Raw genomic sequence first — 23,759 nt, 5'->3', positions numbered from 1 at the left:
TCAGTATTCAGTGCAGGTCCAGCCCGGCCGAGCGGTGCACCCGGTGGTCGGCGTCGATGATCAGCACCGAGCAGCCCGGCCGGGACGCCGCCCAGCCGATGCCCTCGGCGCCCAGCGCGAACGCCGCGGTGGCGGTGGCGTCGGCCACGGTGAGGTCCGCCGCCACGATGGTCACGCTCAGCAGGCCCGCCGCGGGCAGCCCGCTGCGCCCGTCGACGATATGCGCGCCCCGCTCGTACTCCGCCGAGGTCGCGACCGCGCCGTCGCGGGAGCCGATGACCGCGCACACCGCCTCGAACTGCTCGGGATGGCGGACGCCGACCAGCCACGGACGGCCGGGCTCCGGCTCGCCCGCGGTGACGACGTCGCCGCCCGCGTTGAGGCAGAAGTTGCGCGCACCGGCCGCGCGCAGCCGGTCGGCCGCCCGTTGCACGGCCCAGCCCTTGACCACCGCGCAGGGATCGAGCGGGCGGCCGGGCAGCCGCGCCTTGAACGCCCCGCCGGACAGCTCCTCGTACTCCGCGCACAGGCCCAGCACCTCGACCAGGTCGTCGCTCAGTTCGCCGGTGGTCAGTTCGCCGCGGTCGTACCGGCGCACCTCACTGTCCACTTTGAACGGACTGAACCGGGCGTCCACCGCCCGCAGCCAGCCGAACACGTCGTCGGCCGCGGCCGAGAAGTCCCCGTCGTCGCGCAGGTCCAGGGAGATCGGCAGCCCCATGACCAGCTCGACGCGGGTGCCCATCACGCGCCCCGCGCGTCCAGCGCCGCCTGCAGCGACTTGGCGTAGGACTCGCTGGTCGACGTCGCGCCCGACACCGTGTCGATCTTCGCGCTCTGTGCCTGCAACGCTTCCTCCCGCAACGTCGGCAGCGCCCGCACGCCTCGGCCGCTGTCGGGTTCCTGGAGGAGTTGGACGTCCGTGATGGTAGTTCCGGAGAACAGCACCTGTACCTGGACAGTGCCGTAGTCGCTGCTCTCGGCGGACCCCGGCACCACCCGGATCGTGGCGCCACCGGCCGAAGTGGACGGTGTGGCCGGGGCGGTGACCGACGGTGCCTGCGCGACCACGGTGCTGCCCAGCGGCGCCGGTTCGAACCGCCACACCGCGGCGAAACCGGCCGCGGACAGCAGGAGAACGAGAATGGTCCTCTTCATCACGCCGCCAGGCTGAAGCGTTCGGCGTGCACCTGCGACGCGGGCACCCGCAGTTCGCGCAGGCTCCGCAGTACCGCGGTGGTCATTCCCGGCGGCCCGCAGACGAAGACGTCGCGGTCTGCGGCGTCCGGCACCAGTGCCGCGAGGTTTTCCGCGCCCAGCAACGGACCCAGCCCGCCCCGCGCGTTCGACGGTCCACTGAGGACGTGCACCGCCGCGCCCCTCGCCTTCGCCAGCCGGTGGAGCTCGGGCAGCAGCACGGCGTCGCGGTCGGAGCCGACGCGGTAGAGCACCACCACGTGCCCGGCGATGTCTTCCAGCAGCGCGCGGATCGGCGTGATGCCGACCCCGCCCGCGACCAGCAGCGCGTTCGGTCGCTGCTGGTGGATCGTGGTGAAGGCGCCGTACGGGCCTTCGGCGAACACGCGCGTCCCGACCGGGAGCGAGCGCAGGCTCGAACTCCCGTCGCCCAGCGCCTTAGCGGTCAGCCGGAGGAACCGGCCGTCCGGCGCGGCGGAGAGCGAGAACGGGTTCGCCTGCCACCAGCGGTCGCGGGTCATGAAGCGCCACAGGAAGAACTGCCCGGCGCGCGCGGGGATTCGGTCGAGGTGCCGTCCGGACATGTACACCGAGACGACGTCCCGCGACTCGGGCACCACGGCGACGACCTTCAGCTGGTGGCGCAGGTTCCGCCACAGCGGGAGCACGACCCGCCCGGCGAGCACGGCGCCCAGCGCGCCGCCCCACATCGCCCACCAGTACGCCCTCGCGAGCGGGGAGCTCGTGAACGACTGGCCGACCCCGATCTGGTGCGTGAACGCCAGCACGACCGCGGCGTAGGTGTAGAGGTGGATGAAGTGCCAGGTTTCGTAGGCGAGCCGCCGCCGGGCGAATCGCGCCGAAGCGCCGCCGACGACGAGGATGAGCACGAAGGCGACGATCGCGCGCAAAACGCCTTCGGTCGTGTTCGCCAGCTGGACGAGCTCGTCCAGCGGTGCGGCCCCCTCGACCTGGCCGTAGCCGAACACGATGAACACCGCGTGCGCGAGCAACGTCCACAGCAGGCCGAACCCGGTCCAGCGGTGCCAGGTGGTCAGCCGGTCCATGCCGAGGCGGCGGTCCAGCCACGGCAGCCTGGCCACCAGCAGCAGCTGGAAGGCCATGAACAACGCGCCGTACAGCCCAGCGAACCGGCCGATGCCGAGCAGCACGTTGTCGGACGGCCCGGCGGCGAAGAACAGTGCGGTGACGGCGACCACGTTGACGCCGAGGAAGGTGAAGAGGCCGGCTCGCGCGGCGATCCGGGGCCGGATCACCTGCCGGGGTGGGGTCGCGGTCTGCGTCATGCTGCTCACACGGGCTCCCATCGGGTTCGGTTCACTCGACCGAGCCTGAATCCCCAACCTGTGGAGCGGCTGGGGACAAGCTGTCGGCTTCCTGTCGGGTGCGCTCTCCCCTCGCCCACGCGCGCCGGGTGCCGCAGGATGGTGGGGTGAACGAGGAAACCCCGGTGCGCCTGCTCGTCGTCGACGACGAGCCGCACATCGCCGAGCTGGTCGCCACCGTCGCCCGGTACGAGGGCTGGCGAGCGGTCACCGCCGGTTCCGGTGAGGCCGCGCTGGCCGAAGCGGCCGCCTTCGGGCCGGACATCGTGGTGCTGGACCTGATGCTGCCCGACATCGACGGGTTCACCGTGCTGGACCGGCTGCGCGCGGCGGGCACCGCGGTGCCCGTGGTCTTCCTCACCGCGAAGGACGCCACCGCCGACCGCATCGCCGGGCTCACGCGCGGGGGTGATGACTACCTCGTCAAGCCGTTCTCGGTGGAGGAGCTCATGGCGCGCCTGCGGGCAGTGCTGCGGCGCACGACCAGTGCGGCGTGGCAGGCGGAGCCGTCGGTCGCGCTGCTGCGGGTCGGTGACCTCACCCTCAACGAGGACACGCGCGAGGTCCGCCGCGAAGACCTGCTCGCCGAGCTGACGCCGACGGAGTACGAGCTGCTGCGCTACCTCATGCGCCGCTCGCCCGGGGTGCTGACCAGGGCGCAGATCCTCGACCACGTCTGGGAGTACGACTTCGGCGGCCGGTCCAATGTGGTCGAACTGGTGATCTCGCACCTGCGCCGCAAGCTCGACGCCGACCGCGAACCGCTGATCCACACCGTGCGCGGCGTCGGTTACGTCGTGCGCCAGGTCAAGCGGTGAAGCTGCTTCGCCGTTGGTACGGCGCCTGGCGCCGGACGCGGCTCGGCACCCGCCTCGCGCTGGGGCTGGCCGCGCTGGCGCTCGTGGTGTTCGCCGTCGTCGGCACGGTGACGGTCGGCATCATGCACGGCTACCTCGATCGGCGCCTGGACGACCAGCTCGTCAAGTCCCAGGTCTCCCAAGTGCCGAGACTGCGCACCTGGCACGGCTCGCCGCAGCCGGTTTTCTCTTGGTACTCAGGGGTTTTCGACGTGACGAACGGTGTCGCGACACCGCAGCCGGGCGGCCTGCTGCCCACCGAGCTGAAGCCACTGGCGAAGGTCGCCACGGACGCCACGCGGACGGAGGTCCTGCGCACGGTCTACCTGCGCGGCGAGGGCACGTTCCGGGTGCGTGCCTGCCCGGTCGACGGTGACACCGTGCTGGTGAGCGCCGCGCCTCAAGACACCCTCGACAGCACCGTCAACCAGCTGATCGCGGTCGAGGTCGTCGCGTTCCTGCTCGCGCTGGCGGTGCTGGTGATCGGCGGCGGGCTGGTGCTGCGGCGCGGGCTCCGGCCGCTGGGGGACATGGCGGGCACCGCGCACGACATCGCGTCGCAGGACCTGACCGTCAACGCCGACCTGCCGTTGCGCGCTTCGGGTGCGGGCGGTGGGGCGGAGGTCGAGGAGTTGCGGACGGCGTTCAACGTGATGCTCGCGCACATCGACACCTCGCTCGCCGCGCGCACGGCCGCGAACGAGCGGCTGCGCCGGTTCGTCGCCGACGCCTCGCACGAACTGCGCACCCCGCTGACGTCGATCCGGGGCTACGCCGACCTTTTCCGGTACGCCGCGGCGAACGAACCCGCCGAACGCGAGGCGCACCTGGCCAAGATCCGGGACGAGACGGCCAGGATGAGCGTCCTGGTCGACGACCTCCTGCTGCTCGCCCGGCTCGACTCGACCACCGAAGAGGCCGCGCTGCGGCTGGCCGACGTCGAGCTGGCCGACCTGGTCACCGCGGCCGCCGACGCGTTCCGTGCCGGGCGGCCCGACCATCCGCTCACCGTCGAGCTTCGCGCCCCGGCCGTAGTGCGCGCGGATCCGGCGCGGCTGCGCCAGGTGCTGGACAACCTGCTCACCAACGCGGCCGTGCACACCCCGCCGGGGACACCCGTTTCGGTGGAACTGGACACCGAAAGTGATACCGAGAGTGATACCGAGAGTGCCGAAGCGGTGGTCCGGGTCGCCGACGCCGGGCCGGGCATCGCCCCGGAGGACCAGGAACGGATCTTCGACCGCTTCTACCGGGTCGACCACTCCCGCACCCGCGGCAACGGCGGCACCGGGCTCGGGCTGTCCGTGGTCCGCTCGCTGGTCCTCGCGCACGAAGGAACGGTCGAGGTCGCGGGCGAGCCCGGCCGGACCGTCTTCACCGTCCGGCTGCCGCTCGCCCGCTGATGTGCGCCGGGACGGCGAACCCGGTCAGGTCCGCCGACGGCTCCGGCTCGCCGAATACTGTGCTGACCGGCAGGACACCCGCCCAGGCCAGGTCGGCCGCGACGTCGTCCTCGGGATCGCCCGGCCCTTCGCCGCGCATCTTGACCGAGGCCTCGGCGAGGTCGACGGCGAGCACCGACACCGCCGCGAACTCCTTCGCGTTGACGTCCCGCGCGTGCTCCCACGAGCCGGGCGCGAGGTGGTCGGTGAGGACGTGCAGCGCGTGCATCTTCGCTTCGCGCTCGACGACGGGCTCGGCGCGGCCGAAGATCACCGCGCTGCGGTAGTTCATCGAGTGGTTGTTGATCGAGCGGGAGTAGACGATGCCGTCGACGATGGTCACCGTCACGCAGATGTCCAGCCCGGTGGTGGCCGCCCGCAGGCTGCTCGCGCCGGTGGATCCGTGCAGGTAGAGCATGTCGCCGTCGCGGCCGTAGCCGGTCGGGAGCACCATCGGCACGCCGTCGCGGACCACGCCGAGATGGCAGATGAGCGCCTCGTCGAGCACCGCGTGCAGCGCCGCCCGATCGGTGACCGCGCGGTGCTTCCGGCGGCCGAGGGTGGTGCGGCCGGTGCTGGACAGGGGAGCGAGATCGGTCATGGGACCAGCTTTCCCCGCCTAGTGGACTGACAAAATGGCCACTGGGCGTATGATTTGAAATGCCACTTGAGGAGGCCGACATGTCGTATCCGGACACCGCGCTGCCGGTCAGCCTCGATCGCGAGGCCGGCAGGCCGCTGGCCGTCCAGCTGGCCGACGCCCTGCGCACGGCCGCCGCGAGCGGGCATCTGCGCGGCGGCGATCGCCTGCCTTCGACGCGGGCGCTCGCCGACCGGCTCGGCGTCAGCCGCACGGTGACTTCGGCAGCGTACGAGCAGCTCCACGCCGAGGGCTGGATTTCCGGGCGGCACGGCTCGGGCACCTACGTCACGACTTCGCCGCCCGCGGAGCGGCCGTCCGACCGGCCGGTGCCGGGTGAGACGGCCGAGCCCGCCCGGCTGCTCGACCTGACCCCCGGCGTCCCCTGGGCCGACGGGCTCGACCGCGCGGCCTGGCGTCGCGCCTGGCGGGCCGCCGCCGACGGCGACCCGGTGTACCGCGAGAACCGCGCCGGGCTGCTGGCCTACCGGGCCGCGATCGCCGAGCACCTGCTGCGCCACCGCGGGCTGCCCGCCGGGACGGAGTCGGTGCTGGCCACCGGCGGCACCACCGCCGCCGTGTTCGAGCTGGCCGGGGCCGTGCTGAAGAAGGGTGACCGGGTCGCCGTCGAGGAGCCGGGTTACCAGCGGGCCGTGCAGGCGTTCAAGCGGGCCGGGCTGGTCGTCGTCGGTGTCCCGGTCGACGGTGAGGGCCTGCGTCCCGACGCCGTTCCGGCCGGGGTGCGTGCGGTCTACTGCTCGCCCGCCCACCAGTACCCGATGGGCAGCCGGATGAGCGCGTCCCGCCGCGTCGAGCTGGTCGAGCGGGCACGGGCGGAGAACATGCTGCTCATCGAGGACGACTACGACGGCGAGCTGCGGTTCGACGTCGCGCCGCTGCCGCTGCTGGCCGCGCTCGCCCCGGACGTGGTCGCCCATCTGGGGACCACCAGCAAGATCCTCACCCCGACGCTCGGCGCGGGCTGGATGGTCGCGCCGCCGCAGGTCGCCGCCGCCGTGCTGGACTACCGCGACGGCACCGGCACCCGGCCCTCACCCGCCGGGCAGCGGATCCTTGTCGAGCTCGCGCGGCATGGCGACCTGGGCCGTCACCTGCGGAAACTGCGGCGGGAGCTGTCCGAGCGGCGGTCCATGCTCTCGGCCGCGCTCGCCGCGGCGAAGGTGCCGGTGCTCGGGGACGACGCGGGCGCGCATCTGGTCGTCCCGCGGGCCTCCCCGGCGGCGGAAGCGGAACTGCTGCGGGCGGCCGAACGGCACGGTATCCGGCTGGACGGGCTCGCCCGGCACTTCGCCGGGAAGCCCACGGCGTACGGGGTCGCGATCGGGTACGCGGGGTGCTCAAGAGAGGGCCTGCACGGTGCCTTGGACACGTTGGTCTCTCTACTGCGCTGAGCTTCCCCGCGCAAGCACCCGGTACGGTGACTCACCATGAGCTCTCAGAAGATCCGGGTGGCGGTCGTATTCGGCGGACGCAGCAGCGAGCACACGATTTCCTGTGTTTCCGCAGGTAGCGTGCTGGCGAACCTGGATCCCGAGCGGTTCGAAGTGGTCCCGATCGGCATCACCCCCGAGGGTGGCTGGGTGCTCGGGAGCGGCGATCCGGCGCAGCTGTCGATCCAGGGCCGCTCGCTGCCGTCGGTCGAGTCGGGCCAGGCGCTGGTGCTCGCCGGCGACCCGACCAGTGGCGGTGTGGTCTCGCTGCGCAAGGGGCAGGAGGCCGAGGTGCTCTCCGCCGTCGACGTCGTCTTCCCGGTGCTGCACGGCGCGTTCGGCGAGGACGGCACGATCCAGGGCCTGCTCGAGCTCGCGGGCATCCCGTACGTCGGCCCCGGCGTGTTCGCCAGCGCGGCCGCGATGGACAAGGGCTACGCGAAGAAGCTCCTCGCCGCGGACGGGCTGCCGGTCGGCACCTACGTGGAGCTCCACCGTGGACAGTCCACTTTGGACGCTGGAGCGCGGGAACGTCTTGGCCTGCCGGTGTTCGTCAAGCCGTCGCGCGCGGGATCGTCCATCGGGATCAGCAAGGTCAGCGACTGGTCCGAACTGGACGCCGCGATCGAGCTGGCCCGCCGCACCGATCCCAAGGTGCTGGTGGAGGCCGCCGTCGTCGGCCGCGAAGTCGAGTGCGGCGTGCTGGAGTTCCCGGACGGCCGCGTCGAGGCTTCGCTGCCCGCCGAGGTCCGCGTGCTCGCGGAAGGCGCGGACGCCTGGTACGACTTCGAGACCAAGTATCTCGGCGAGGACGCCGAACTGGACATCCCGGCGAAGCTGGAGGACGAGCTGACCGAGCGCGTCCGCGCCGCCGCCGTCGCCGCCTTCCGCGCGCTGGACTGCCAGGGGCTCGCGCGCGTCGACTTCTTCGTCGGCGAGGACGGCGAGCTCACCATCAACGAGGTCAACACCATGCCCGGCTTCACCACGAAGTCCGCCTACCCCAAGATGTGGGAGGTGACCGGCGTCGACTACCCGGCCCTGCTCTCCACCCTCATCGACACCGCGATCGCCCGGGGCACCGGCCTGCGCTGACCCCTTTCCCACCCGCAACTCGTCGACAGGTCGTGGTCTCTCGCGCGTGAGACACCACGACTCGTCGACGAGTTGCGGGCTGAGCGTGCGGGTGATCAAGTGGAGCGCGGGAGGACGGGTGGTGCGGGGTGGTTGACGGTCCGGTGAGTGTGGCCGCGCGGTTGGATCGGCTCCCGGTGACCAGGCTGCATCGGTACTTCATCGCCGTGGTGGGCGTCGCGACGTTCTTCGACCTGTACGACCTCTTCCTCGCGAGCACCGTCAGCACCGTGCTCACCAAGGAGTTCCACGTCTCCGGCGGCGAGCTCAAGCTGCTGCTCGCCTCGGCGTTCGTCGGCGCCTTCGTCGGCGCGCTGACGCTGGGCAGGCTGGCCGACCGGATCGGCCGCCGCCGCGCTTTCCTGCTGACGCTGGGCCTGTACTCGGCCTTCACCCTGCTCGGCGCGTTCAGCCCGAATGTCGGGATGCTGGTCGTCTGCCGGTTCGTGGCGGGCATCGGGATCGGCGCGGAACTGCCGCTGGCCGACGCCTACCTCTCGGACCTGTTGCCAGCCAAGGCCCGCGGCCGGGCGATCGCCTGGGCCTACACGATCGGCTTCTGCGGGGTGCCCGCGGCGGGTTTCCTGGCCAGGGCGCTGGTCGGCCACAGCCCGCTCGGCGTGGACGGCTGGCGCTGGCTGTTCGTCGTCGGCGCGCTCGGCGCGGGAATCGTGTGGCTGCTGCGGTTCGGCCTGCCGGAGTCACCACGCTGGCTGGCCGCGAAGGGCCGTCACGCCGAGGCCGACCGCGTGGTGCGAAGGCTCGAGGCCGCCGCGCCGGGGCCGCTCGCCGAACCCGTCCCCCTGCCGCCGGAGCCCGAGCAGGAGAAGGCGTCCGCGCTGCTGCGGCCACCCTGGCGGCGGCGCGCGGTGATGCTCCACCTCTTCCAGCTCCTGCAGGCGTTCGGGTACTACGGCTTCGGCTCGCTGGTGCCGATCGTGCTGGCGGCCAAGGGTTTCGGGCTGGTCACCTCGCTGACGTTCAGCGCGCTCACCTTCCTCGGTTACCCGATCGGCTCGGCGTTGTCGATCCCGATCATCGAACGGGTCGAGCGGAAGTGGCTGATCGTCGGCAGCGCGCTGGGCATGGCCGCGTTCGGGCTGGGCTTCGGTTTCGCGACCTCCGAGGTGCTGATCGCGGTCCTCGGGTTCTGCTACACCGCCGTCAGCAACGTGTTCTCCAACGCGTTCCACACCTACCAGGGCGAGCTGTTCCCGACTTCGCTGCGCGCGACCGCCGCCGGTTCGGCGTACTCACTTTCGCGGCTGGCCACCGCGGCGATGCCGTTCATCCTGATCCCGGTGCTCACCGACGCGGGCGCGGGCGCGATGTTCGCCGTGGTCGCCGCCGCGATGGTGCTCCTCGTGCTGGACATCGCCCTACTCGGCCCCCGCACGACCGGCGAGTCCCTCGAGCAGATCGCCGATTCTGCCCGGTCCTGAACAGTGCCCACGCGTGATCAGAATGCCGCCACGCGTGATCAGAGTGCCGTCACGCGTGACGGCATTCCAGACACGCGTGGCGGCATCGCAGACACGCGTGGCGGCGTTAGAACCTGAGTGGTTTCGGGGGCAGCTTTGTCGCCACGGCGTCGGAGATCTCCTGCAGCGGGCCCGTGCCCGCGGTGTCCGGCACGGTCAGGGCGGCGTAGACCTCGCGGTCGACCACGTACCAGGTGGCCGCGCCTTCGCCCTCGACCTGCAGCCACTGCACTTTGTTGATCAGGCGCAGTGACGCCGTCGGTGTCAGCTCCGGCGGCTTGTCCAGCCCGCACCTCAGGACGATCGGGTTCTCGTCGCCCCAGGCCAGGGTGGCCGGGGGCGCCGGGGAGGCCAGCTCGCGGCGCTTGAGCTTCGCACCGGCCGAGGTGAGCTCGGCCGGTGCGGCGCCGACCAGGGTGGTGCAGGCCGGTGCGCCGGACTGCGGCGCGGGCACGGAGACCAGGGGCAGCGGCCCACCGGCCTGGGGAGCCTCGTCCCCGGTGCGGTGCGTCAGCCCGAAGACGGCCACGCCGACGGCCAAGGCGACCGCCAGCACGGCGGCGACCACGAGCACCACCCTGGGCGGGGCGCCGGTTTCGGTTTTTGCCACCCCGGAACTACAGCATGGCTCAGAGATTCACGACCGGGCAGGTCAGCGTGCGAGTGATGCCCTCCACGTTCTGGACCTTCGCGACCACGAGCTGGCCGAGCTGGTCGACGGTCTCCGCGGCGGCGTGCACGATCACGTCGTAGGGACCGGTGACATCCTCCGAACTGGTCACGCCGGTGATGGCGGAGATCTCGGTGGCGACTGCGGCCGCCTTGCCGACCTCGGTCTGAATGAGGATGTATGCGTGGACCACGGCGCGCCCCTTCGGCTGGATCGAGCGGATCAAGGTAGGAAAGTCCTGAGCAACGTATCTGCAGCCCTGGGAAAAACATAGGGCATCCGACTATCGGTGATCGACATGTTGAGTTACCAGGGGAACGGAGGTGACGGGTGTCACCGAATGACGGCACGGTCGCCGGTACCGGCGAGTTCGGACTGATCGCGGCGGTGACCGCCGGCCGCAAGCAGCCGGAGACGACGCTGCTCGGCCCCGGCGACGACGCGGCGGTGGTCGCGGCGCCGGACGGCCGGGTGGTCGCCACCACCGATGTGCTGGTGCAGGGCGTGCATTTCCGGCTCGACTGGTCCAGCGCGGAGCAGGTCGGCCGCAAGGCGATCGCGGTCAACCTGTCCGACATCGCGGCCATGGGCGCCAGGCCGACGGCGGTGCTCGTCGGCCTGGCGTGCCCCTCCGACACGCAGACCTCGCTCATCACCGAGCTCACGGCGGGCATGTGGGCCGAAGCGGACCGCGCGGGCGTCGGCATCGTCGGCGGCGACATGGTCCGCGCCGACCAGCTGGTGGTGAGCATCACCGCGCTGGGTGAGCTCGGCGGGCGCGAACCGGTCACCCGCTCGGGTGCCCGGCCCGGGGACGTCCTCGCGGTGTGCGGGAAGCTCGGCTGGGCCGCGGCGGGTCTCGCGGTGCTCGGCCGCGGTTTCCGGTCGCCGGTCGGCGTGGTCAGCGCGCAGCGCTGCCCCGAACCGCCGTACGAGGCCGGGCCGCAGGCCGCCGACGCCGGGGCCACCGCCATGATCGACATCTCCGACGGCCTGCTCGCGGACCTCAGGCACGTCGCGACCGCGTCGAAGGTCGGCATCGACGTCCGCACGGACCAGCTCGAGATCTCGTCCCGGCTGGTCGAGGTCGGCTCGGCGCTCGGCGTGGATCCGCTGCGATGGGTGCTGACCGGCGGCGAGGACCACGCGCTCGCGGCCACCTTCCCGTCGTTCGAGGAGCTGCCCCCCGGCTGGGTCAGGATCGGCGCGGTCACCATGCCGGATTCCGGGGTGACCGTCGACGGCAAGCCCTATAACCAGGAGAGCGGTTGGGAGCACTGGCGCTAATCTGCGGCGCATGGACATCCGCGTAGTGGCCTACGACCACCCCGACGCGGCCAAACTGATGGCCGAAGTGCAGCTCGAGTACGTGATCCGGTACGGCGAGGAAGACGCGACGCCGATGGACCCCGCCCAGTTCGTCCCGCCGCTGGGACTGTTCCTGGTGGCGTACCTCGACGACGTCCCGGTGGCGTCCGGCGGGTGGCGCGCGCACGACGGCCCGGCGCCGGACTTCCGCCAAGGCGACGCCGAACTGAAGCGGATGTACGTCGTGACGTCCGCGCGGGGCCGGGGTCTGGCGCGCGCGGTCCTCGCCGAGCTGGAGCGCACGGCGGCGGCCGCGGGGCGGACGCGCGTGGTCCTGGAGTCCGGCACCGAACAGCCCGAGGCGCTCGGGCTCTACGCGTCCGCGGGCTTCCGGCGGATCGTTTCCTTCGGCCTGTACAAGAACGAGCCCGAAAGCGTCTGCTTCGCCAAGGACCTTTAGCGGTCCGTGAGGCGGAGCATCGTCGCCGAGTGTGGGGCGACGGTCGCCGAGACTGTCCCGTCAGCGGTGCCGACGTCCTTGTGCAGCCACAGATCGCGCACCGCCCAGATGCCGGGGATCGAGGCCGAGATCGACGTCAGGGTGTTGCCCGTGTTGAGCAGGACGAGCGCGAAACCGCCGTCCGACAAGGGTTTCCCCCACACCTCGCCCGCGCCCGACACGGCCAGCCGCCGCCCCTGCGCCACCGCGAAGTCCCGGTCGACGGCGATCGCCTCGGTGTTCGTCAACGTCTCCAGATCGCCCGCGCCGAGCTTCGCGGGGTCCGTCCCGGCGAACAGCGGAGCGTTGAGGATGGCCCACATGCTGAAGTGCGCCCTGTTCTCGGCGTCGGTCAGCGTGCCGTTGCCGATCTGCAGCATGTCCGGGTCGTTCCAGCCGCCGGGCAGGCCGGACGACTCCGCCACCGCCGCCTGCTGGTCGATCACGCCGCGCACCGAGGTCCACTCCGGCTGCAGGTCGAAGGTGGTGCGCCACAGGTTCGCCACCGGCCGGGCCCAGGTCCACGGCCGCGAGAGGCCGTACTCGGAGATCGCGTACATGATCGGCCGGTCGAGCCGGGCCAGCTCGTCGCGCATCTTGGCGAACGCGGCCTGCGGCTGGAGGCCGTCGACGGTGTCGGCGTTGCACCAGTCGTACTTCAGGTAGTCGACGTCCCAGTCCTCGAAGGTGCCGGCGTCCTGGCGCTCGTGCCCGAGCGAGCCGATGCCGGTCGCCGGGTAGCCGTCGTTGGCCATCGCGCAGGTCCGGCTGCCGGGCACCGCGTAGATCCCGAACAGCAGCCCCCGATCGTGGACGTACTCGGCGAGCGCCGCGATCCCGCCGGGGAACCGCACCGGATCCGGCCGCAGCGAGCCGTCGGCGGCCCGGGTCGGCGCCTGCCAGCAGTCGTCGATCACCACATAGTGGTAGCCCGCTTCACGCATCCCGGTGCTCGCCAGCGCGTCGGCGGCGTCGCGGACCACCTGTTCGGTGAGGTCGTAGCAGCGCACCTGGTTCCAGCTGTTCCAGCCCATCGGCGGCGTCCTGGCCAGCCCGTTGGACACCGCGTGCACGGGCGGCGACCAGCTCAGGAGGACGGCGAGCACGGCCAGTACGAGCGCGAGCGTGCCGCCGCGGTGGGTCTGCGTCTGCTGGATGATGGCTGTGATCCAATCGCATCGGACGTGAAACCGCGGTACTGGAGGCGAAATGCCGATCTACGCGCTGGGTGATCTCGAACCGAGCATCCATCCCGACGCTTACGTGCATCCCGACGCCACGGTGATCGGCGACGTCCGCATAGCCGCGCACGCGTCCGTGTGGCCGCAGACGGTCCTGCGGGGCGACCACGGTTACATCGAGCTCGGCGAGCGGTCCAACGTCCAGGACGGCTGCGTCGTGCACTGCACCGAGCGTCACCCGACGGTGCTGGGGCCGAACTCGGCGGTCGGGCACTCGGTGCACATCGAGGGGGCGGTGATCGGCACCGGCTGCCTCATCGCGTCGGGCTCGGTGGTGCTGAACGGCACCGTCGTCGAGGACGGCGGCATGGTCGGCGCCGGTGCGGTCCTTTCCTACGGCTCGCACGTCCTCGCCGGGTACATCGCACTGGGCGTCCCGGCCAAGACCAGGGAAAACACGTCGTTCGGGCCGGACAAGATCCAGCTCGTGGTCGACAGCTACGTGCGGCGGGCGGCCCGGTTCCGTACCGAACTCAGGCGGCTGGGCTGACCCGATAAGCTTGCTCGCCGTGACTGGACGACCGCTGCAGGAGACCGTCGAAGCAGGCTGGGCCGAGGCCCTCGAACCGGTGGCGCCGCAGGTGGCCGCGATGGGGGAGTTCCTCCGCGCGGAGATCGCCGCGGGCCGCACCTATCTGCCCGCGGGCAAGCACGTGCTGCGGGCGTTCCAGCAGCCGTTCCACGAGGTCCGGGTGCTGATCGTCGGCCAGGACCCGTATCCGACGCCGGGGCACGCCGTCGGGCTGAGCTTTTCGGTGGCGCCGGAGGTCCGGCCGATCCCGAAGAGCCTGGTCAACATCTACAAGGAGTACGCCGAGGACCTCGGCCACCCCTTGCCGGCCAACGGCGACCTGACGCCGTGGGCGGACCAGGGCGTCTTGCTGCTCAACAGGTCGCTGACCGTGCAGCCCGGCAAGTCGAACTCGCACCAGGGCAAGGGCTGGGAAGACGTCACCGAGCAGGCGATCAAGGCCCTCGCCGCGCGTGACGAGCCGATGGTGGCGATCCTGTGGGGCCGCAACGCCCGCAACCTGCGGCCGATGCTGGGCAAGATCCCGTGCATCGAGTCCGCCCACCCGAGCCCGCTCTCGGCGCGCAACGGCTTCTTCGGCTCGAAGCCGTTCAGCCGGGCGAACCAGCTCCTCACCGACCAGGGCGCCCAGCCCGTCGAGTGGAAGCTTCCGTAGAAGTCCCTGAAGGCCACCATGACGGCGTTAAACGCCGTCATGGTGGCCTTCAGGGACAGTTAAAACGCGCGCATAAAAATGGCGGGTGCTCCCGGAGGAGCACCCGCCACCTGAACTTCGGAACGTCAGCCGCGGACAACCTTGCCGGCCTTGATGCACGAGGTGCACACGTTCATGCGCTTGCGCTGAGACAGGCCGATCTTCGCGTGAACGGTCTGGATGTTCGGGTTCCACCGGCGATTGGTACGTCGGTGGGAGTGCGAAACCGACTTACCGAAGCCAGGTCCCTTGGCACAGACGTCGCACACGGCAGCCACGTCGAACTCCTTTAGATCTTGGGACGAAGAAAGGCGCCCAGATGCACTGGGCAACTCGACCATAGTAACCAGCGGCCCGACGGGGTCTCGCACGGGGTCGTTACCCTCGCCATGACCAGCTAGGAGGTTACGGGTGCGGGTGCTCGACGTGACGGCGGTGTCGGCCTGGTCGGCGGCCTGTGTGCACAGCTTGGCGGTGCTGCGCCCAGCGATCAACGGCATCAACGTGTACCCCGTCGCGGACTCCGACACCGGCTCGAATCTGCTTTTCACCCTCACCGGCGCCCGCGACGCGCTCGACCTGGCCACGCCAGGGAGCCCCGCGGAGGCGCTGGCGGTGCTCGCGCAGGGCGCGGTGGCGTCGGCCAAGGGCAATTCCGGGGTCATCATCTCCCAGGTCGTCCGCGGTTTCGCCGAGTCGGCCGCCCGTGGCGGTGAGCTGGACGGCCCCGGCCTCGCGGCCGCGCTGTGCCACGCCGACGAGGTCGCCACCGGCGCGGTCAGCAGGCCGGTCGCCGGGACCATGCTCACCGTGCTGCACGCCGTCTCGGCGGCTGTGCGCTCGGACACCCGCTCGCTGGCCGAGGTCGCCGAAACCGCGGCCGCGGCCTCCGCCGTCGCGCTGGAAGAGACCCCGAAACAGCTGCCCGTGCTGGCCAAGGCCGGGGTCGTCGACGCGGGCGGCCGCGGCCTGGTCGCGGTGCTCGACGCGCTCGCCGGGGTGATCTCGGGCACCACGACCGAGCCGGAGCACGCGCTCGACGCCGTGGTCGAGGAGGTCTGGCCCGAGCCCTCGCCCTACGCCTGGGAGGTCATGTACCTGCTCGACGGCGTCGACGAGGCCGGGCTGCCCGCGCTGCGCAAGGCGCTGAGCGGGCTCGGCGACAGCGTCACCGTCGCGGGTGACGGCAACGGCAGCCACGCCGTCCACGTGCACTGCGCGGACATCGGTGGCGCCATCGAGGCCGGGATCGAACGGGGCAGGCCGCACCGGATCCGGGTGGAGCCGCTGATCACGCCCACGCCGATCGAGCCGGGCGGCGGGATCGACCGGACCGTGGTCGCGGTCGTGCACGGCGGCGCGCTCGCCGAGCTGCTGCGGGCGGAGGGTGTCGCGGTGCTCGCCGTCCCGCCGGGGACAGCGCCGAGCGTCGAGGAGATGCTCGGGCTGATCACCGAGGCCGCCGGACATCACGTGACGGTCCTGCCCGGCGGCGCGGGCCTGACCGCCGCCGCCGACGCCGCGGCCGGGCACGCGATGGCCGGTGACCGCGACGTCGTCGTCATCCCCTGCGTGTCACCCGTCCAGGTACTCGCCGCACTGGCCGTGCACGACCCGGACCGCCGCACGAACGACGACGTCGTGGCGATGGCCGAGGCCGCGGCGGCGACCAGGCGTGGCGAGCTGCTGGTCGCGCGGGAGGAATCGCTAACCTGGGTGGGCCGGGCCCAGTCCGGTGACGTGATCGGCCTGATCGACGGCGAGGTCGTGCTCATCGAGCCCGCGCCCGCGTCGGAGACGAATCTGGTCGCGGCGGCGATGAACGTGCTGAACAGGATGCTCGCGCTCGGAGGTGAGCTGGTGACGGTGCTGACCGGAGCGGACGCCCCGGCGGGCGTGGCCGGTGAGCTCGCCGAGCAGCTGCGGCTCGAGCATCCCGAGGTGGAGTTGACCAGTTACGCCAGCGGGCAGACCGACGCTGTGCTCTTGATGGGGGTTGAGTAACGACTATGGCCGGGCTGCGCGAAAAGCTGCCGTTGCTGCTGGGCGCGAAGACGGCCAAGGCACTCGCCGAGTCGCTCGACATCCAGACCGTCAGTGACTTGCTGCGCCACTACCCGCGCCGCTACGCCGAGCGCGGCCAGCTGACCGACATCGCCGGGCTGGAGCTCGGCGAGCACGCCACGGTGATGGCGCGCATCGAGCGGATCAGCAAGAACCGGATGAAGTCCCGCAACGGCACCATTTTGAACATGGTGATCACCGACGGCAAGCGAAAGCTGTCGTGCGCGTTCTTCAACCAGGCCTGGCGCGAGGCGGAGCTCACCCCCGGCAAGACCGGGCTGTTCGCGGGCAAGGTGACCGCGTTCCGCGACACCCTGCAGCTGCAGAACCCCGAGTACGAGCTGCTGGAGCCCGACGCCGAGGCCGCGGCGATGGACAACTTCCTCGCCGAGATCATCCCGGTCTACCCGGCCGCGCAGGGCATGCCGACCTGGGCGATCGCCAAGTGCATCCGGCAGGTCCTCGACGTCTTCGAGGTCGACGAGGACCCGATGCCGCTGGAGCTGCTCGCCCGCTACGGGCTCCCCGAGCTGGAGGCCGCTCTGCGCGGGATCCACCGCCCGGACGGCTGGCCCGCACTCGAGAACGCGCGAAAGCGGCTCAAGTGGGACGAGGCGATGGCCATCCAGCTGATCTTCGCGCAGCGGCGGCATTCGGCCGTTTCGCGGCCGGCCAAGGCGAATCCGCACACCAAGGGCGGCATCTTCGACGCGTTCGACCAGCGGCTGCCGTTCGAACTCACCGCGGGCCAGCTGACGATCGGCGAGGAGGTCGCGGCGGACCTGGCGACCGAGCACCCGATGAACCGGCTGCTGCAGGGCGAGGTCGGCAGCGGTAAGACGATCGTGGCGCTGCGCGCGATGTTGCAGGTCGTCGACTCCGGCAGGCAGGCGGCGCTGCTCGCGCCGACCGAGGTCCTGGCCTCGCAGCACGCCCGTTCACTGACCGAGATGCTCGGCGACCTCGCCGGCGGCGGCCAGCTCGGCGGCGCCGAGAACGCCACCAGGGTCACTCTGCTGACCGGGTCGATGGGCGCCAAGGAACGCAAGAAGGCACTGCTGGAGACCATCAGCGGCGAGGCGGGCATCGTGGTCGGCACGCACGCGCTGATCCAGGACACCGTCCAGTTCGCCGATCTCGGTTTCGTGGTGGTCGACGAGCAGCACCGGTTCGGCGTCGAGCAGCGGGACGCGTTGCGTTCGCGGGGCGCGGACATGACGAGCCCGCACGTGCTCGTCATGACGGCCACGCCCATCCCGCGCACCGTCGCCATGACGGTGTACGGCGACCTGGAGATCTCGTCGCTGCGGGAGATGCCGGTCGGCCGGTCGCCGATCAAGACCACGGTCGTGCCGGTGGCGGAGAAGCCCGCCTGGATGGACCGGGTCTGGCAGCGCGTCACCGAAGAGGTCGGCAAGGGGCACCAGGCGTACATCGTGTGCCCGCGGATCGGCGACGAGCCGCCGTCGGACAAGAGCGACAAACGGCCCGCCATCGCGGTGCTGGACCTCGCGCCCGAGCTGGAACACGGACCGCTGTCCGGGCTGAAGATCGGCGTGCTCCACGGCCGGATGCCCAGTGACGACAAGGACTTCGTGATGCGGGAGTTCACCGCGGGCAAGCTCGACGTGCTGGTCGCGACCACGGTGATCGAGGTCGGCGTCAACGTCCCGAACGCGACCGCGATGGTGATCATGGACGCCGACCGCTTCGGCGTCAGCCAGCTGCACCAGCTGCGCGGCCGAGTCGGCCGGGGGAGCGTGCCGGGCTTGTGCCTGCTGGTCACCGAGACCCTCGACGGAACGAACACCCGTGAGCGCCTCGCCGCCGTCGAGTCCACAACGGACGGTTTCGAACTGTCGCGATTGGACCTCGAACTACGGCGAGAGGGCGACATCCTGGGAGCGGCCCAGTCCGGCAAGCGTTCCACGCTCAAGCTGCTTTCGCTGCTGCGTGACGAGGAGGTCATCGCCGAGGCGCGGGACCGCGCGCAGGAGATCGTCGGCAAGGACCCCGCGCTGGGCGGTTTCCTGGGGCTGGCCCACATGATCGCCGACGTCGTCGACGTGGACCGCGCGGAGTACCTCGAAAAGAGTTAGTGGAGCTGTGTCGCAGCAACAAGTCCGCGCCGCGAATCTGTCCGATGCCGCCGCGATCGCGGAGATCCACGTCCGGTCCTGGCAAGCCGCGTACGCGGGCCTGCTGCCCGCTGACTACCTCGACACGCTGTCCGTCGAAGCGCGGACGCGGGGATGGGAGCGCGCGATCGGCAATCCCGACCGCCCTGGCCGCATTCTCTTGCTGTCCGGCGACGGCGCGCTCAGCGGGTTCGCGGCCATCGGCCCGAGCCGCGACGACGACGCGGACCCCGAGGTCGGCGAGCTGTTGTCGATTTATCTCCGCCCCGAGCTGTGGGGACTCGGGCTGGGCCGGACACTGCACGACCACGCACTCGGCGAGCTGGCGCAGGACGGTTTCCGCGTGGTGACGCTGTGGGTGCTCGACAGCAACGAGCGGGCGCGCGGGTTCTACGAGCGCGCGGGCTGGTCGGCCGACGGGGCGGCCAAAACCGACGCGTTGCCGGGCGGCGATGTCCTCCTGCCAGAGGTCCGGTACCGGCTGCCGCTGTCCGCGCGTAATTCGGCTGCGGTGGGCGGGGCCGGTTGCTAACGTCCTGACGGCACCAGGATGTCCGACCCGAGGGAGAAGTACATGCGCCGAGTTTCGACAGGCCCCAGCGACTGTCGGACACTCGTACGTGAGGACATCTCTGTTGCCCATGCTCAACCTCGGAATTCTCGCCCACGTCGACGCCGGTAAGACCAGCCTCACCGAGCGGCTGCTGTTCGACGCCGGTGCGATAGCCACGATGGGCGCCGTCGACGACGGCAGCACCCAGACCGACGCCATGGAGCTGGAACGCGCCCGTGGCATCACCATCCGCTCTTCGGTGGCGACCTTCACCGCAGGCGAACACCGGATCCAGCTGATCGACACCCCCGGCCACGCCGACTTCATCGCCGAGGTCGCCCGCGCCCTCGGCGTGCTCGACGGCGCGGTGCTGGTCGTGTCGGCCGTCGAAGGCGTGCAGGCCCAGACGCGCGTCCTGATGCGGACCCTGACCGCGATGGCCATGCCGACCGTTGTCTTCGTCAACAAGATCGACCGCCCCGGCGCGCGCGGCGCGGACCTGCTGGCCGACATCCGCCGCACCCTCACCCCGTCGGCGATCGCGATGAACTCCCTGTCCGGTCTCGGCACGCCCGAGGCCGCGGCGGCTCCGCGGCCGTGGGATCCCGCGTTCGCCGAGGAACTCGCCGAACTGTTGTCGGACCGGGACGACGCGCTCCTGGAGTCCTATTTGTACGCTCCTGGCACGCTCGACCACCCCCGTCTGCGCGCCGCGCTGGCTGCGCAGTCCCGTGCCGCGTTCGTGCACCCGGTGTTCTTCGGCTCGGCCATCACCGGCAGCGGAATCGAAGCGCTACGCGGCGGGATCACCGAGTTCCTGCCGTCCGCGGCGGGCGCCGATCGCGCAGCCCTCGACGGCACCGTGTTCGCGATCGAACGTGACCCGGCGGGCGCGAAGTCCGCCATGATCCGCCTGTTCTCCGGCACGCTGGCCGCCCGCGACACCGTCACGTTCTCGCGCCGCGAGCGCACGGGCGCGATCACCGCCGAACCGCGCAAGGCCACCGCGGTCGTCGGCGTGGACGGCCGTCCCGGCCGCGTCCCGGCAGGCGGTATCGCCAAGGTGACCGGCCTGCGCGGCATCCGCGTCGGTGACCGCATCGGCTCGACGGCCACGCCGCCCACGGCCCCGCCGTTCCGCCCGCCCACCCTGGAAACCGTGGTGACGGCCCGCGATCCCGCCCGTGCGGCGGCCTTGTTCACCGCGCTTGGCGAACTCGCCGAGCAGGACCCATGGATCGACGTCCGCCGCGGCGCGCCCGGCGGCGGCCTCACGGTATCTCTGTACGGCGAGGTCCAGCGGGAGGTGATCGCCGCCCGCCTCGACGCGGAGTTCGGCGTCGAGGCGGACTTCTCGCCCTCACGGGTCGTCTGCATCGAGAAGCCGCGAGGCACGGGCTCCGCGGTGGAAGAGTTCGGAAAGGACGGTCCGCCGAATCTCTACGCCACCGTCGGCCTGCGACTGGAACCCGGCCCACCGGGAAGCGGGACACGGTTCCTGCTGGAGGCCGAACGCGGCTCGCTGCCGCCGTCGTTCGTGACGGCGATCGAGGAAACGGTCCACGCGACCCTGCGCCAAGGCCTGCACGGCTGGCAGGTCGTCGACTGCGCGGTGACCCTGACCCACACCGGCTACGCGAGCCCGATCAGCACGGCAGGCGATTTCCGCGCCGTGACGGCCCTGGTGTGCCTGGCGGCGCTGAAGGAAGCGGGCACGACAGTCTGTGAGCCGCTGAACCATGTGGAGCTCGAACTGCCGATCGCGGCACTGAAGTCCGTGCTGCTCGCGCTCGCCGGATGTGCCGGTCTCCCGGAGGAACCCGTGGTGCGCGGCGGATCCTGTTCGGTGGACGCGGTGATTCCGGTGGCGCGGCAACGGGAATTCGAGCGACGCCTGCCCGGCCTGACCGGCGGCTCAGGCACCCTGACCTCCCGATTCGAGGGCTACCAAGAACAGCGTTGACTGCCCCTGAAGGCCACCATCACGGCGTTTTACGCCGTGTTGGTGGCCTTCAGGGGCATCTGCCGAGGGTGGGCGGGTCAGCGGGTGAAGGCTCCGGCGCGGGCGGCGAGGGTCGCCGCGCGGGCGGCCAGGCGGGCGGCCTTCAGGTCCACGGGTTCGCGGGAGATGAACAGGCGGTAGAAGATCGGGGCGCAGGCGGATCGGATCACTTCGGCGGCGTCGGTGCCGGTGGGGGCTTCGCCGCGGTCGATGGCCCGCCGGACGATCTCCGTGCAGCGGGCGTGGCGGTTTTCGTAGAATCCGCGCAGGGCGGCGGCCGCCTGGTCCGAGTGGAACGCCGCGAGGATGGACGCCGTCGGCAGCTCTCGCAGGTCTGGTTCGGTGAAGTAGCGCACCAGTTCCTCGGCGAGTCCGTACAGGTCGTTCTCCAGGGAACCCGTGTCCGGTGCGGCCCAGTCGTCCTCCGAACCCAGGTCCAGCGCGGCGGCGACCAAGCCGTCCGGTGATTTCCACCGGCGGTACACCGTGGTCTTGTGCACGCCCGATCGCTCGGCGACCGCGTCCACGGTGAGGCTGAGGAAACCGCGTTCGGCGAGGAGTTCGAGCGTGGCCAGCAGGACCGCTTGGCGGGTGCGTTCCGTGCGGCCGCCGGGGCGCTGCGTGCCGGACTTTTCGGTTGCCAAGTGCTACTCCGGTTGCATTAGTGCGCCCAGTATGCCAGGGCCGGAGACGACCGTGAGCGCGAACGTGTCCGGATCACCACAGTGAATGGTGGGGTTAACCGCAGTGTTTTCGCCCATCCGGCGTTCTAGCTTCGAAGCATGCCTATCAGGGTGCTCATCGCCGACGACCAGGAGTTCGTGCGCATCGGCCTGCGCGCGCTGCTCACCGAGCCGGACATCGAGGTCGTGGCCGAGGCCGGTGCGGGCGACGAAGCCGTGCGGCTCGCCAGGCGTCATCTGCCGGACGTCGTACTCGCCGATGCCGGGATCGGGATTGAGGTCACCGCCCGCATCGTCGCGGAAAGGGGAGCTCGCACGCGGGTCCTCATCCTGACTAATTCCGAGCGCGACGAGGACGCCTTCCGCGCGCTGCGGGCGGGAGCGAGCGGGCTCCTGTGCAAGGACATCGACCCGCGGGAGCTCGTCGACGCCGTGCGCGCCGTCGCCCGTGGTGACGCGATGCTGGCGCCCGGGGTCACCCGCCGTCTCATCGCCGAGCTCGCGGACACCGTCACGGTCCGCACGCCGGGGCTGCCGGTCGGCCTGCTCACCGCGCGCGAACGCGAGGTGCTCGACCTGGTCGTGGCCGGTCTGTCCAATGACGAGATCGCCGCGCGGCTGGTGATCGGCATCGCCACGGTCAAGACCCACGTCGGCCACATCCTGTCCAAAATGGACGCGCGGGACAGGGTGAAGCTGATCTCGCTGGCGTACGAGTCCGGGCACGTCCGGCCCGCCGTCCGCACACCTCGTAAGTACCGGAACGAAGATCAACCGATCGGGGGACACCGCTGAGTTGTCGCCGCCCGGCCCCCGGGGTACCACGCAAGGTATGAGCAATCGAGCGAAGTGGCGGCTGGGCGCGGCGGGACTTTCCATGGCGTTACTGCTGGCGGCCGCGGTCCCCGCGCAGGCGGCGACCAGGATCCAGCAGAACCCGCCCAACTGGGCGCTTGACCGGATCGACCAGGCCAAGGGCCTCGACCAGGCCTACCACTACGACACCGACGCGGCCGACGTCACCGTGTACGTGATCGACAGCGGCGTCGACGCCAAGCATCCGGACCTCGAAAACCGAGTCCAGGCCGGTAAGGACTTCCTGGGCGGCAAGGACACCGCGGACCTCAACGGCCACGGGACGCGGCTCGCCGGGATCATCGGCGGCAAGGCCTACGGGGTGGCGAAGGCGGCGCAGCTGTTCCCCGTCCGGGTGCTCGACAAGGACGGTGGCGGCGCGACCGAGAACATCATCGCCGGGATCGACTGGGTGACCCACAACGCGCACCAGCCCGCGGTGGCCGTGCTCGGGATCGGCGGCGTGCCGAACGACAAGCTCGACACCGCCGTGCGCGCGCTCGCCGGGGTGATGCCGGTGGCCGTCCCGGCCGGTGGCGAGACCGCCGACGCGGGTGGTTTCTCGCCGGGCCGGGTCGCCGAGGTGCTCACCGTCGGCGCCACTGACGTGCAGGACAAGGTCGCCCCGAGTTCGAACTTCGGCGCGGCGGTCGATCTCTACGCGCCCGGCGTCGAGATCCCGTCGCTGCTGATGGGCGGCTCGGGCGCCGGGGTGCTGTCCGGCACTTCGCTCGCCGCCGCGCACGTCGCCGGGGTGGCGGCGCTGTACCGCTCGCTGCACCCGCGGGAGACGCCTGCCCAGGTGACGAAAGCCCTGGTCGACGGCGCTTCGACCGGGGCGTTGACCGGCGTGCGCGAGGGCACGGCGAACCGGCTGCTCTGCTCCGCCTGCACGCCGCCCCCGGTTCCGACGCCTGCGCCCTGAGCTGGTGAAACGCGCAACCGGGCAGGGGTTGCGCGTTTCTGTTCGCG

General features: G+C 71.2%; 24 protein-coding genes. 15 read left to right on the top strand and 9 right to left on the bottom strand.

Annotated features, from left to right (window positions below; translation table 11 throughout):
• Positions 1-7: 7 nt before the first annotated feature.
• From QMK34_RS00500 to QMK34_RS00490, 3 genes are read right to left on the bottom strand one after another with little or no spacing between them, the layout of a single operon-like run.
• Positions 8-745: an FAD:protein FMN transferase gene (locus tag QMK34_RS00500; RefSeq protein ID WP_326410021.1), complete on the bottom strand. Its 738-nt coding sequence runs from the start codon at positions 743-745 to the stop codon at positions 8-10.
• Complete coding sequence (locus QMK34_RS00495; protein WP_326410238.1) at positions 745-1,158, bottom strand: FMN-binding protein; 414 nt, start codon at positions 1,156-1,158, stop codon at positions 745-747. Before QMK34_RS00495 ends, QMK34_RS00500 begins: the two co-directional genes overlap by 1 nt.
• Complete coding sequence (locus QMK34_RS00490) at positions 1,158-2,504, bottom strand: ferredoxin reductase family protein (RefSeq protein ID WP_326410236.1); 1,347 nt, start codon at positions 2,502-2,504, stop codon at positions 1,158-1,160. Before QMK34_RS00490 ends, QMK34_RS00495 begins: the two co-directional genes overlap by 1 nt.
• A 146-nt stretch (positions 2,505-2,650) precedes the next feature.
• Here QMK34_RS00490 and QMK34_RS00485 point away from each other — a divergent pair, with 146 nt between their 5' ends.
• Both QMK34_RS00485 and QMK34_RS00480 read left to right on the top strand, forming a co-directional pair.
• Positions 2,651-3,361, top strand: a complete 711-nt coding sequence (locus tag QMK34_RS00485) for a response regulator transcription factor (RefSeq protein WP_326410019.1) — start codon at positions 2,651-2,653, stop codon at positions 3,359-3,361.
• Complete coding sequence (locus tag QMK34_RS00480) at positions 3,358-4,803, top strand: sensor histidine kinase (protein ID WP_326410017.1); 1,446 nt, start codon at positions 3,358-3,360, stop codon at positions 4,801-4,803. The genes QMK34_RS00485 and QMK34_RS00480 overlap by 4 nt, the downstream gene beginning before the upstream one ends.
• Here the strand turns inward: QMK34_RS00480 and QMK34_RS00475 are convergent.
• Positions 4,775-5,443, bottom strand: coding sequence for a pyridoxamine 5'-phosphate oxidase family protein (locus QMK34_RS00475; protein WP_326410015.1), 669 nt, complete (start codon positions 5,441-5,443; stop codon positions 4,775-4,777). The genes QMK34_RS00480 and QMK34_RS00475 overlap by 29 nt on opposite strands.
• A gap of 80 nt (positions 5,444-5,523) precedes the next feature.
• Between QMK34_RS00475 and pdxR the strand changes: the two genes are divergently transcribed.
• The 3 genes from pdxR (at position 5,524) to QMK34_RS00460 (ending at position 9,509) form a co-directional block, all read left to right on the top strand.
• Entirely contained in the window at positions 5,524-6,894 is a 1,371-nt protein-coding gene (gene pdxR, locus QMK34_RS00470; protein ID WP_326410012.1) for a MocR-like pyridoxine biosynthesis transcription factor PdxR, read from the top strand.
• Positions 6,895-6,930: 36 nt separating this feature from the next.
• Entirely contained in the window at positions 6,931-8,028 is a 1,098-nt protein-coding gene (locus QMK34_RS00465) for a D-alanine--D-alanine ligase family protein (protein WP_326410010.1), read from the top strand.
• Between the two features lie 176 nt (positions 8,029-8,204).
• Positions 8,205-9,509, top strand: a complete 1,305-nt coding sequence (locus QMK34_RS00460; protein WP_442785072.1) for an MFS transporter — start codon at positions 8,205-8,207, stop codon at positions 9,507-9,509.
• 106 nt (positions 9,510-9,615) lie between these two features.
• Here the strand turns inward: QMK34_RS00460 and QMK34_RS00455 are convergent, their stop codons facing one another.
• Together QMK34_RS00455 and QMK34_RS00450 are read right to left on the bottom strand one after the other, a co-directional pair.
• Positions 9,616-10,158 (bottom strand): DUF3515 domain-containing protein, encoded by a 543-nt coding sequence (locus QMK34_RS00455; protein ID WP_326410008.1) that lies wholly within the window; start codon positions 10,156-10,158, stop codon positions 9,616-9,618.
• A gap of 19 nt (positions 10,159-10,177) precedes the next feature.
• The gene (locus QMK34_RS00450; protein ID WP_326410006.1) at positions 10,178-10,411 is read right to left on the bottom strand and encodes an Lrp/AsnC ligand binding domain-containing protein; all 234 of its coding nucleotides are present in this window, start codon (positions 10,409-10,411) and stop codon (positions 10,178-10,180) included.
• Positions 10,412-10,548: 137 nt separating this feature from the next.
• Here QMK34_RS00450 and QMK34_RS00445 point away from each other — a divergent pair, with 137 nt between their 5' ends.
• Together QMK34_RS00445 and QMK34_RS00440 are read left to right on the top strand one after the other, a co-directional pair.
• On the top strand, positions 10,549-11,505 hold the full coding sequence (locus QMK34_RS00445; protein WP_326410004.1) for a thiamine-phosphate kinase: 957 nt from the start codon (positions 10,549-10,551) through the stop codon (positions 11,503-11,505).
• A gap of 10 nt (positions 11,506-11,515) precedes the next feature.
• Positions 11,516-11,986 carry a GNAT family N-acetyltransferase gene (locus QMK34_RS00440; protein ID WP_326410002.1) on the top strand — a complete coding sequence of 157 codons (471 nt, stop codon included), beginning with the start codon at positions 11,516-11,518 and terminating at the stop codon, positions 11,984-11,986.
• Here the strand turns inward: QMK34_RS00440 and QMK34_RS00435 are convergent.
• Positions 11,983-13,131, bottom strand: coding sequence for a glycoside hydrolase family 27 protein (locus QMK34_RS00435; protein WP_326410000.1), 1,149 nt, complete (start codon positions 13,129-13,131; stop codon positions 11,983-11,985). The genes QMK34_RS00440 and QMK34_RS00435 overlap by 4 nt on opposite strands.
• 103 nt (positions 13,132-13,234) lie before the next feature.
• On the opposite strand from QMK34_RS00435, the gene QMK34_RS00430 reads away from it, so the two are divergent.
• The gene (locus tag QMK34_RS00430; RefSeq protein WP_326409998.1) at positions 13,235-13,756 is read left to right on the top strand and encodes a gamma carbonic anhydrase family protein; all 522 of its coding nucleotides are present in this window, start codon (positions 13,235-13,237) and stop codon (positions 13,754-13,756) included.
• A gap of 19 nt (positions 13,757-13,775) precedes the next feature.
• Positions 13,776-14,453: a uracil-DNA glycosylase gene (locus tag QMK34_RS00425; RefSeq protein ID WP_326409995.1), complete on the top strand. Its 678-nt coding sequence runs from the start codon at positions 13,776-13,778 to the stop codon at positions 14,451-14,453.
• A 125-nt stretch (positions 14,454-14,578) separates the two neighbouring features.
• On the opposite strand, the gene rpmB is transcribed toward QMK34_RS00425, so the two are convergent.
• Positions 14,579-14,770, bottom strand: coding sequence for a 50S ribosomal protein L28 (rpmB, locus tag QMK34_RS00420; RefSeq protein ID WP_297548897.1), 192 nt, complete (start codon positions 14,768-14,770; stop codon positions 14,579-14,581).
• A gap of 133 nt (positions 14,771-14,903) precedes the next feature.
• Between rpmB and QMK34_RS00415 the strand changes: the two genes are divergently transcribed.
• From QMK34_RS00415 to QMK34_RS00400, 4 genes are all read left to right on the top strand, one after another.
• Entirely contained in the window at positions 14,904-16,496 is a 1,593-nt protein-coding gene (locus tag QMK34_RS00415) for a DAK2 domain-containing protein (RefSeq protein WP_326409992.1), read from the top strand.
• A gap of 5 nt (positions 16,497-16,501) precedes the next feature.
• The gene (gene recG / locus QMK34_RS00410; protein WP_326409990.1) at positions 16,502-18,655 is read left to right on the top strand and encodes an ATP-dependent DNA helicase RecG; all 2,154 of its coding nucleotides are present in this window, start codon (positions 16,502-16,504) and stop codon (positions 18,653-18,655) included.
• A 7-nt stretch (positions 18,656-18,662) separates the two neighbouring features.
• The gene (locus QMK34_RS00405) at positions 18,663-19,226 is read left to right on the top strand and encodes a GNAT family N-acetyltransferase (protein ID WP_326409988.1); all 564 of its coding nucleotides are present in this window, start codon (positions 18,663-18,665) and stop codon (positions 19,224-19,226) included.
• A gap of 109 nt (positions 19,227-19,335) precedes the next feature.
• On the top strand, positions 19,336-21,210 hold the full coding sequence (locus QMK34_RS00400) for a translation factor GTPase family protein (protein WP_326410232.1): 1,875 nt from the start codon (positions 19,336-19,338) through the stop codon (positions 21,208-21,210).
• Positions 21,211-21,287: 77 nt separating this feature from the next.
• On the opposite strand, the gene QMK34_RS00395 is transcribed toward QMK34_RS00400, so the two are convergent.
• Complete coding sequence (locus tag QMK34_RS00395; protein WP_326409986.1) at positions 21,288-21,893, bottom strand: TetR/AcrR family transcriptional regulator; 606 nt, start codon at positions 21,891-21,893, stop codon at positions 21,288-21,290.
• A 138-nt stretch (positions 21,894-22,031) separates the two neighbouring features.
• Here QMK34_RS00395 and QMK34_RS00390 point away from each other — a divergent pair, with 138 nt between their 5' ends.
• Complete coding sequence (locus QMK34_RS00390) at positions 22,032-22,727, top strand: response regulator transcription factor (RefSeq protein WP_326409984.1); 696 nt, start codon at positions 22,032-22,034, stop codon at positions 22,725-22,727.
• Between the two features lie 37 nt (positions 22,728-22,764).
• Positions 22,765-23,712: a S8 family peptidase gene (locus tag QMK34_RS00385; RefSeq protein WP_326409982.1), complete on the top strand. Its 948-nt coding sequence runs from the start codon at positions 22,765-22,767 to the stop codon at positions 23,710-23,712.
• Positions 23,713-23,759 lie beyond the last annotated feature (47 nt).

The sequence above is a fragment of the Amycolatopsis sp. H20-H5 genome, assembly GCF_035828755.1.
Classification (GTDB): Bacteria; Actinomycetota; Actinomycetes; order Mycobacteriales; family Pseudonocardiaceae; genus Amycolatopsis.
Note: the sequence above shows the minus strand (reverse complement) of the source record. Positions and strands in the feature narration are given on the sequence as shown.

Coding starts and splice junctions, on each gene's coding strand:
- QMK34_RS00465 (WP_326410010.1), top strand. CDS start 6,931: ATGAGCTCTCAGAAGATCCGGGTGGCGGTCGTATTCGGCGGACGCAGC.
- QMK34_RS00440 (WP_326410002.1), top strand. CDS start 11,516: ATGGACATCCGCGTAGTGGCCTACGACCACCCCGACGCGGCCAAACTG.
- QMK34_RS00430 (WP_326409998.1), top strand. CDS start 13,235: ATGCCGATCTACGCGCTGGGTGATCTCGAACCGAGCATCCATCCCGAC.
- QMK34_RS00385 (WP_326409982.1), top strand. CDS start 22,765: ATGAGCAATCGAGCGAAGTGGCGGCTGGGCGCGGCGGGACTTTCCATG.
- QMK34_RS00475 (WP_326410015.1), bottom strand. CDS start 5,443: ATGACCGATCTCGCTCCCCTGTCCAGCACCGGCCGCACCACCCTCGGC.
- QMK34_RS00495 (WP_326410238.1), bottom strand. CDS start 1,158: ATGAAGAGGACCATTCTCGTTCTCCTGCTGTCCGCGGCCGGTTTCGCC.
- pdxR (WP_326410012.1), top strand. CDS start 5,524: ATGTCGTATCCGGACACCGCGCTGCCGGTCAGCCTCGATCGCGAGGCC.
- QMK34_RS00390 (WP_326409984.1), top strand. CDS start 22,032: ATGCCTATCAGGGTGCTCATCGCCGACGACCAGGAGTTCGTGCGCATC.
- recG (WP_326409990.1), top strand. CDS start 16,502: ATGGCCGGGCTGCGCGAAAAGCTGCCGTTGCTGCTGGGCGCGAAGACG.
- QMK34_RS00400 (WP_326410232.1), top strand. CDS start 19,336: ATGCTCAACCTCGGAATTCTCGCCCACGTCGACGCCGGTAAGACCAGC.
- QMK34_RS00500 (WP_326410021.1), bottom strand. CDS start 745: ATGGGCACCCGCGTCGAGCTGGTCATGGGGCTGCCGATCTCCCTGGAC.
- QMK34_RS00490 (WP_326410236.1), bottom strand. CDS start 2,504: ATGACGCAGACCGCGACCCCACCCCGGCAGGTGATCCGGCCCCGGATC.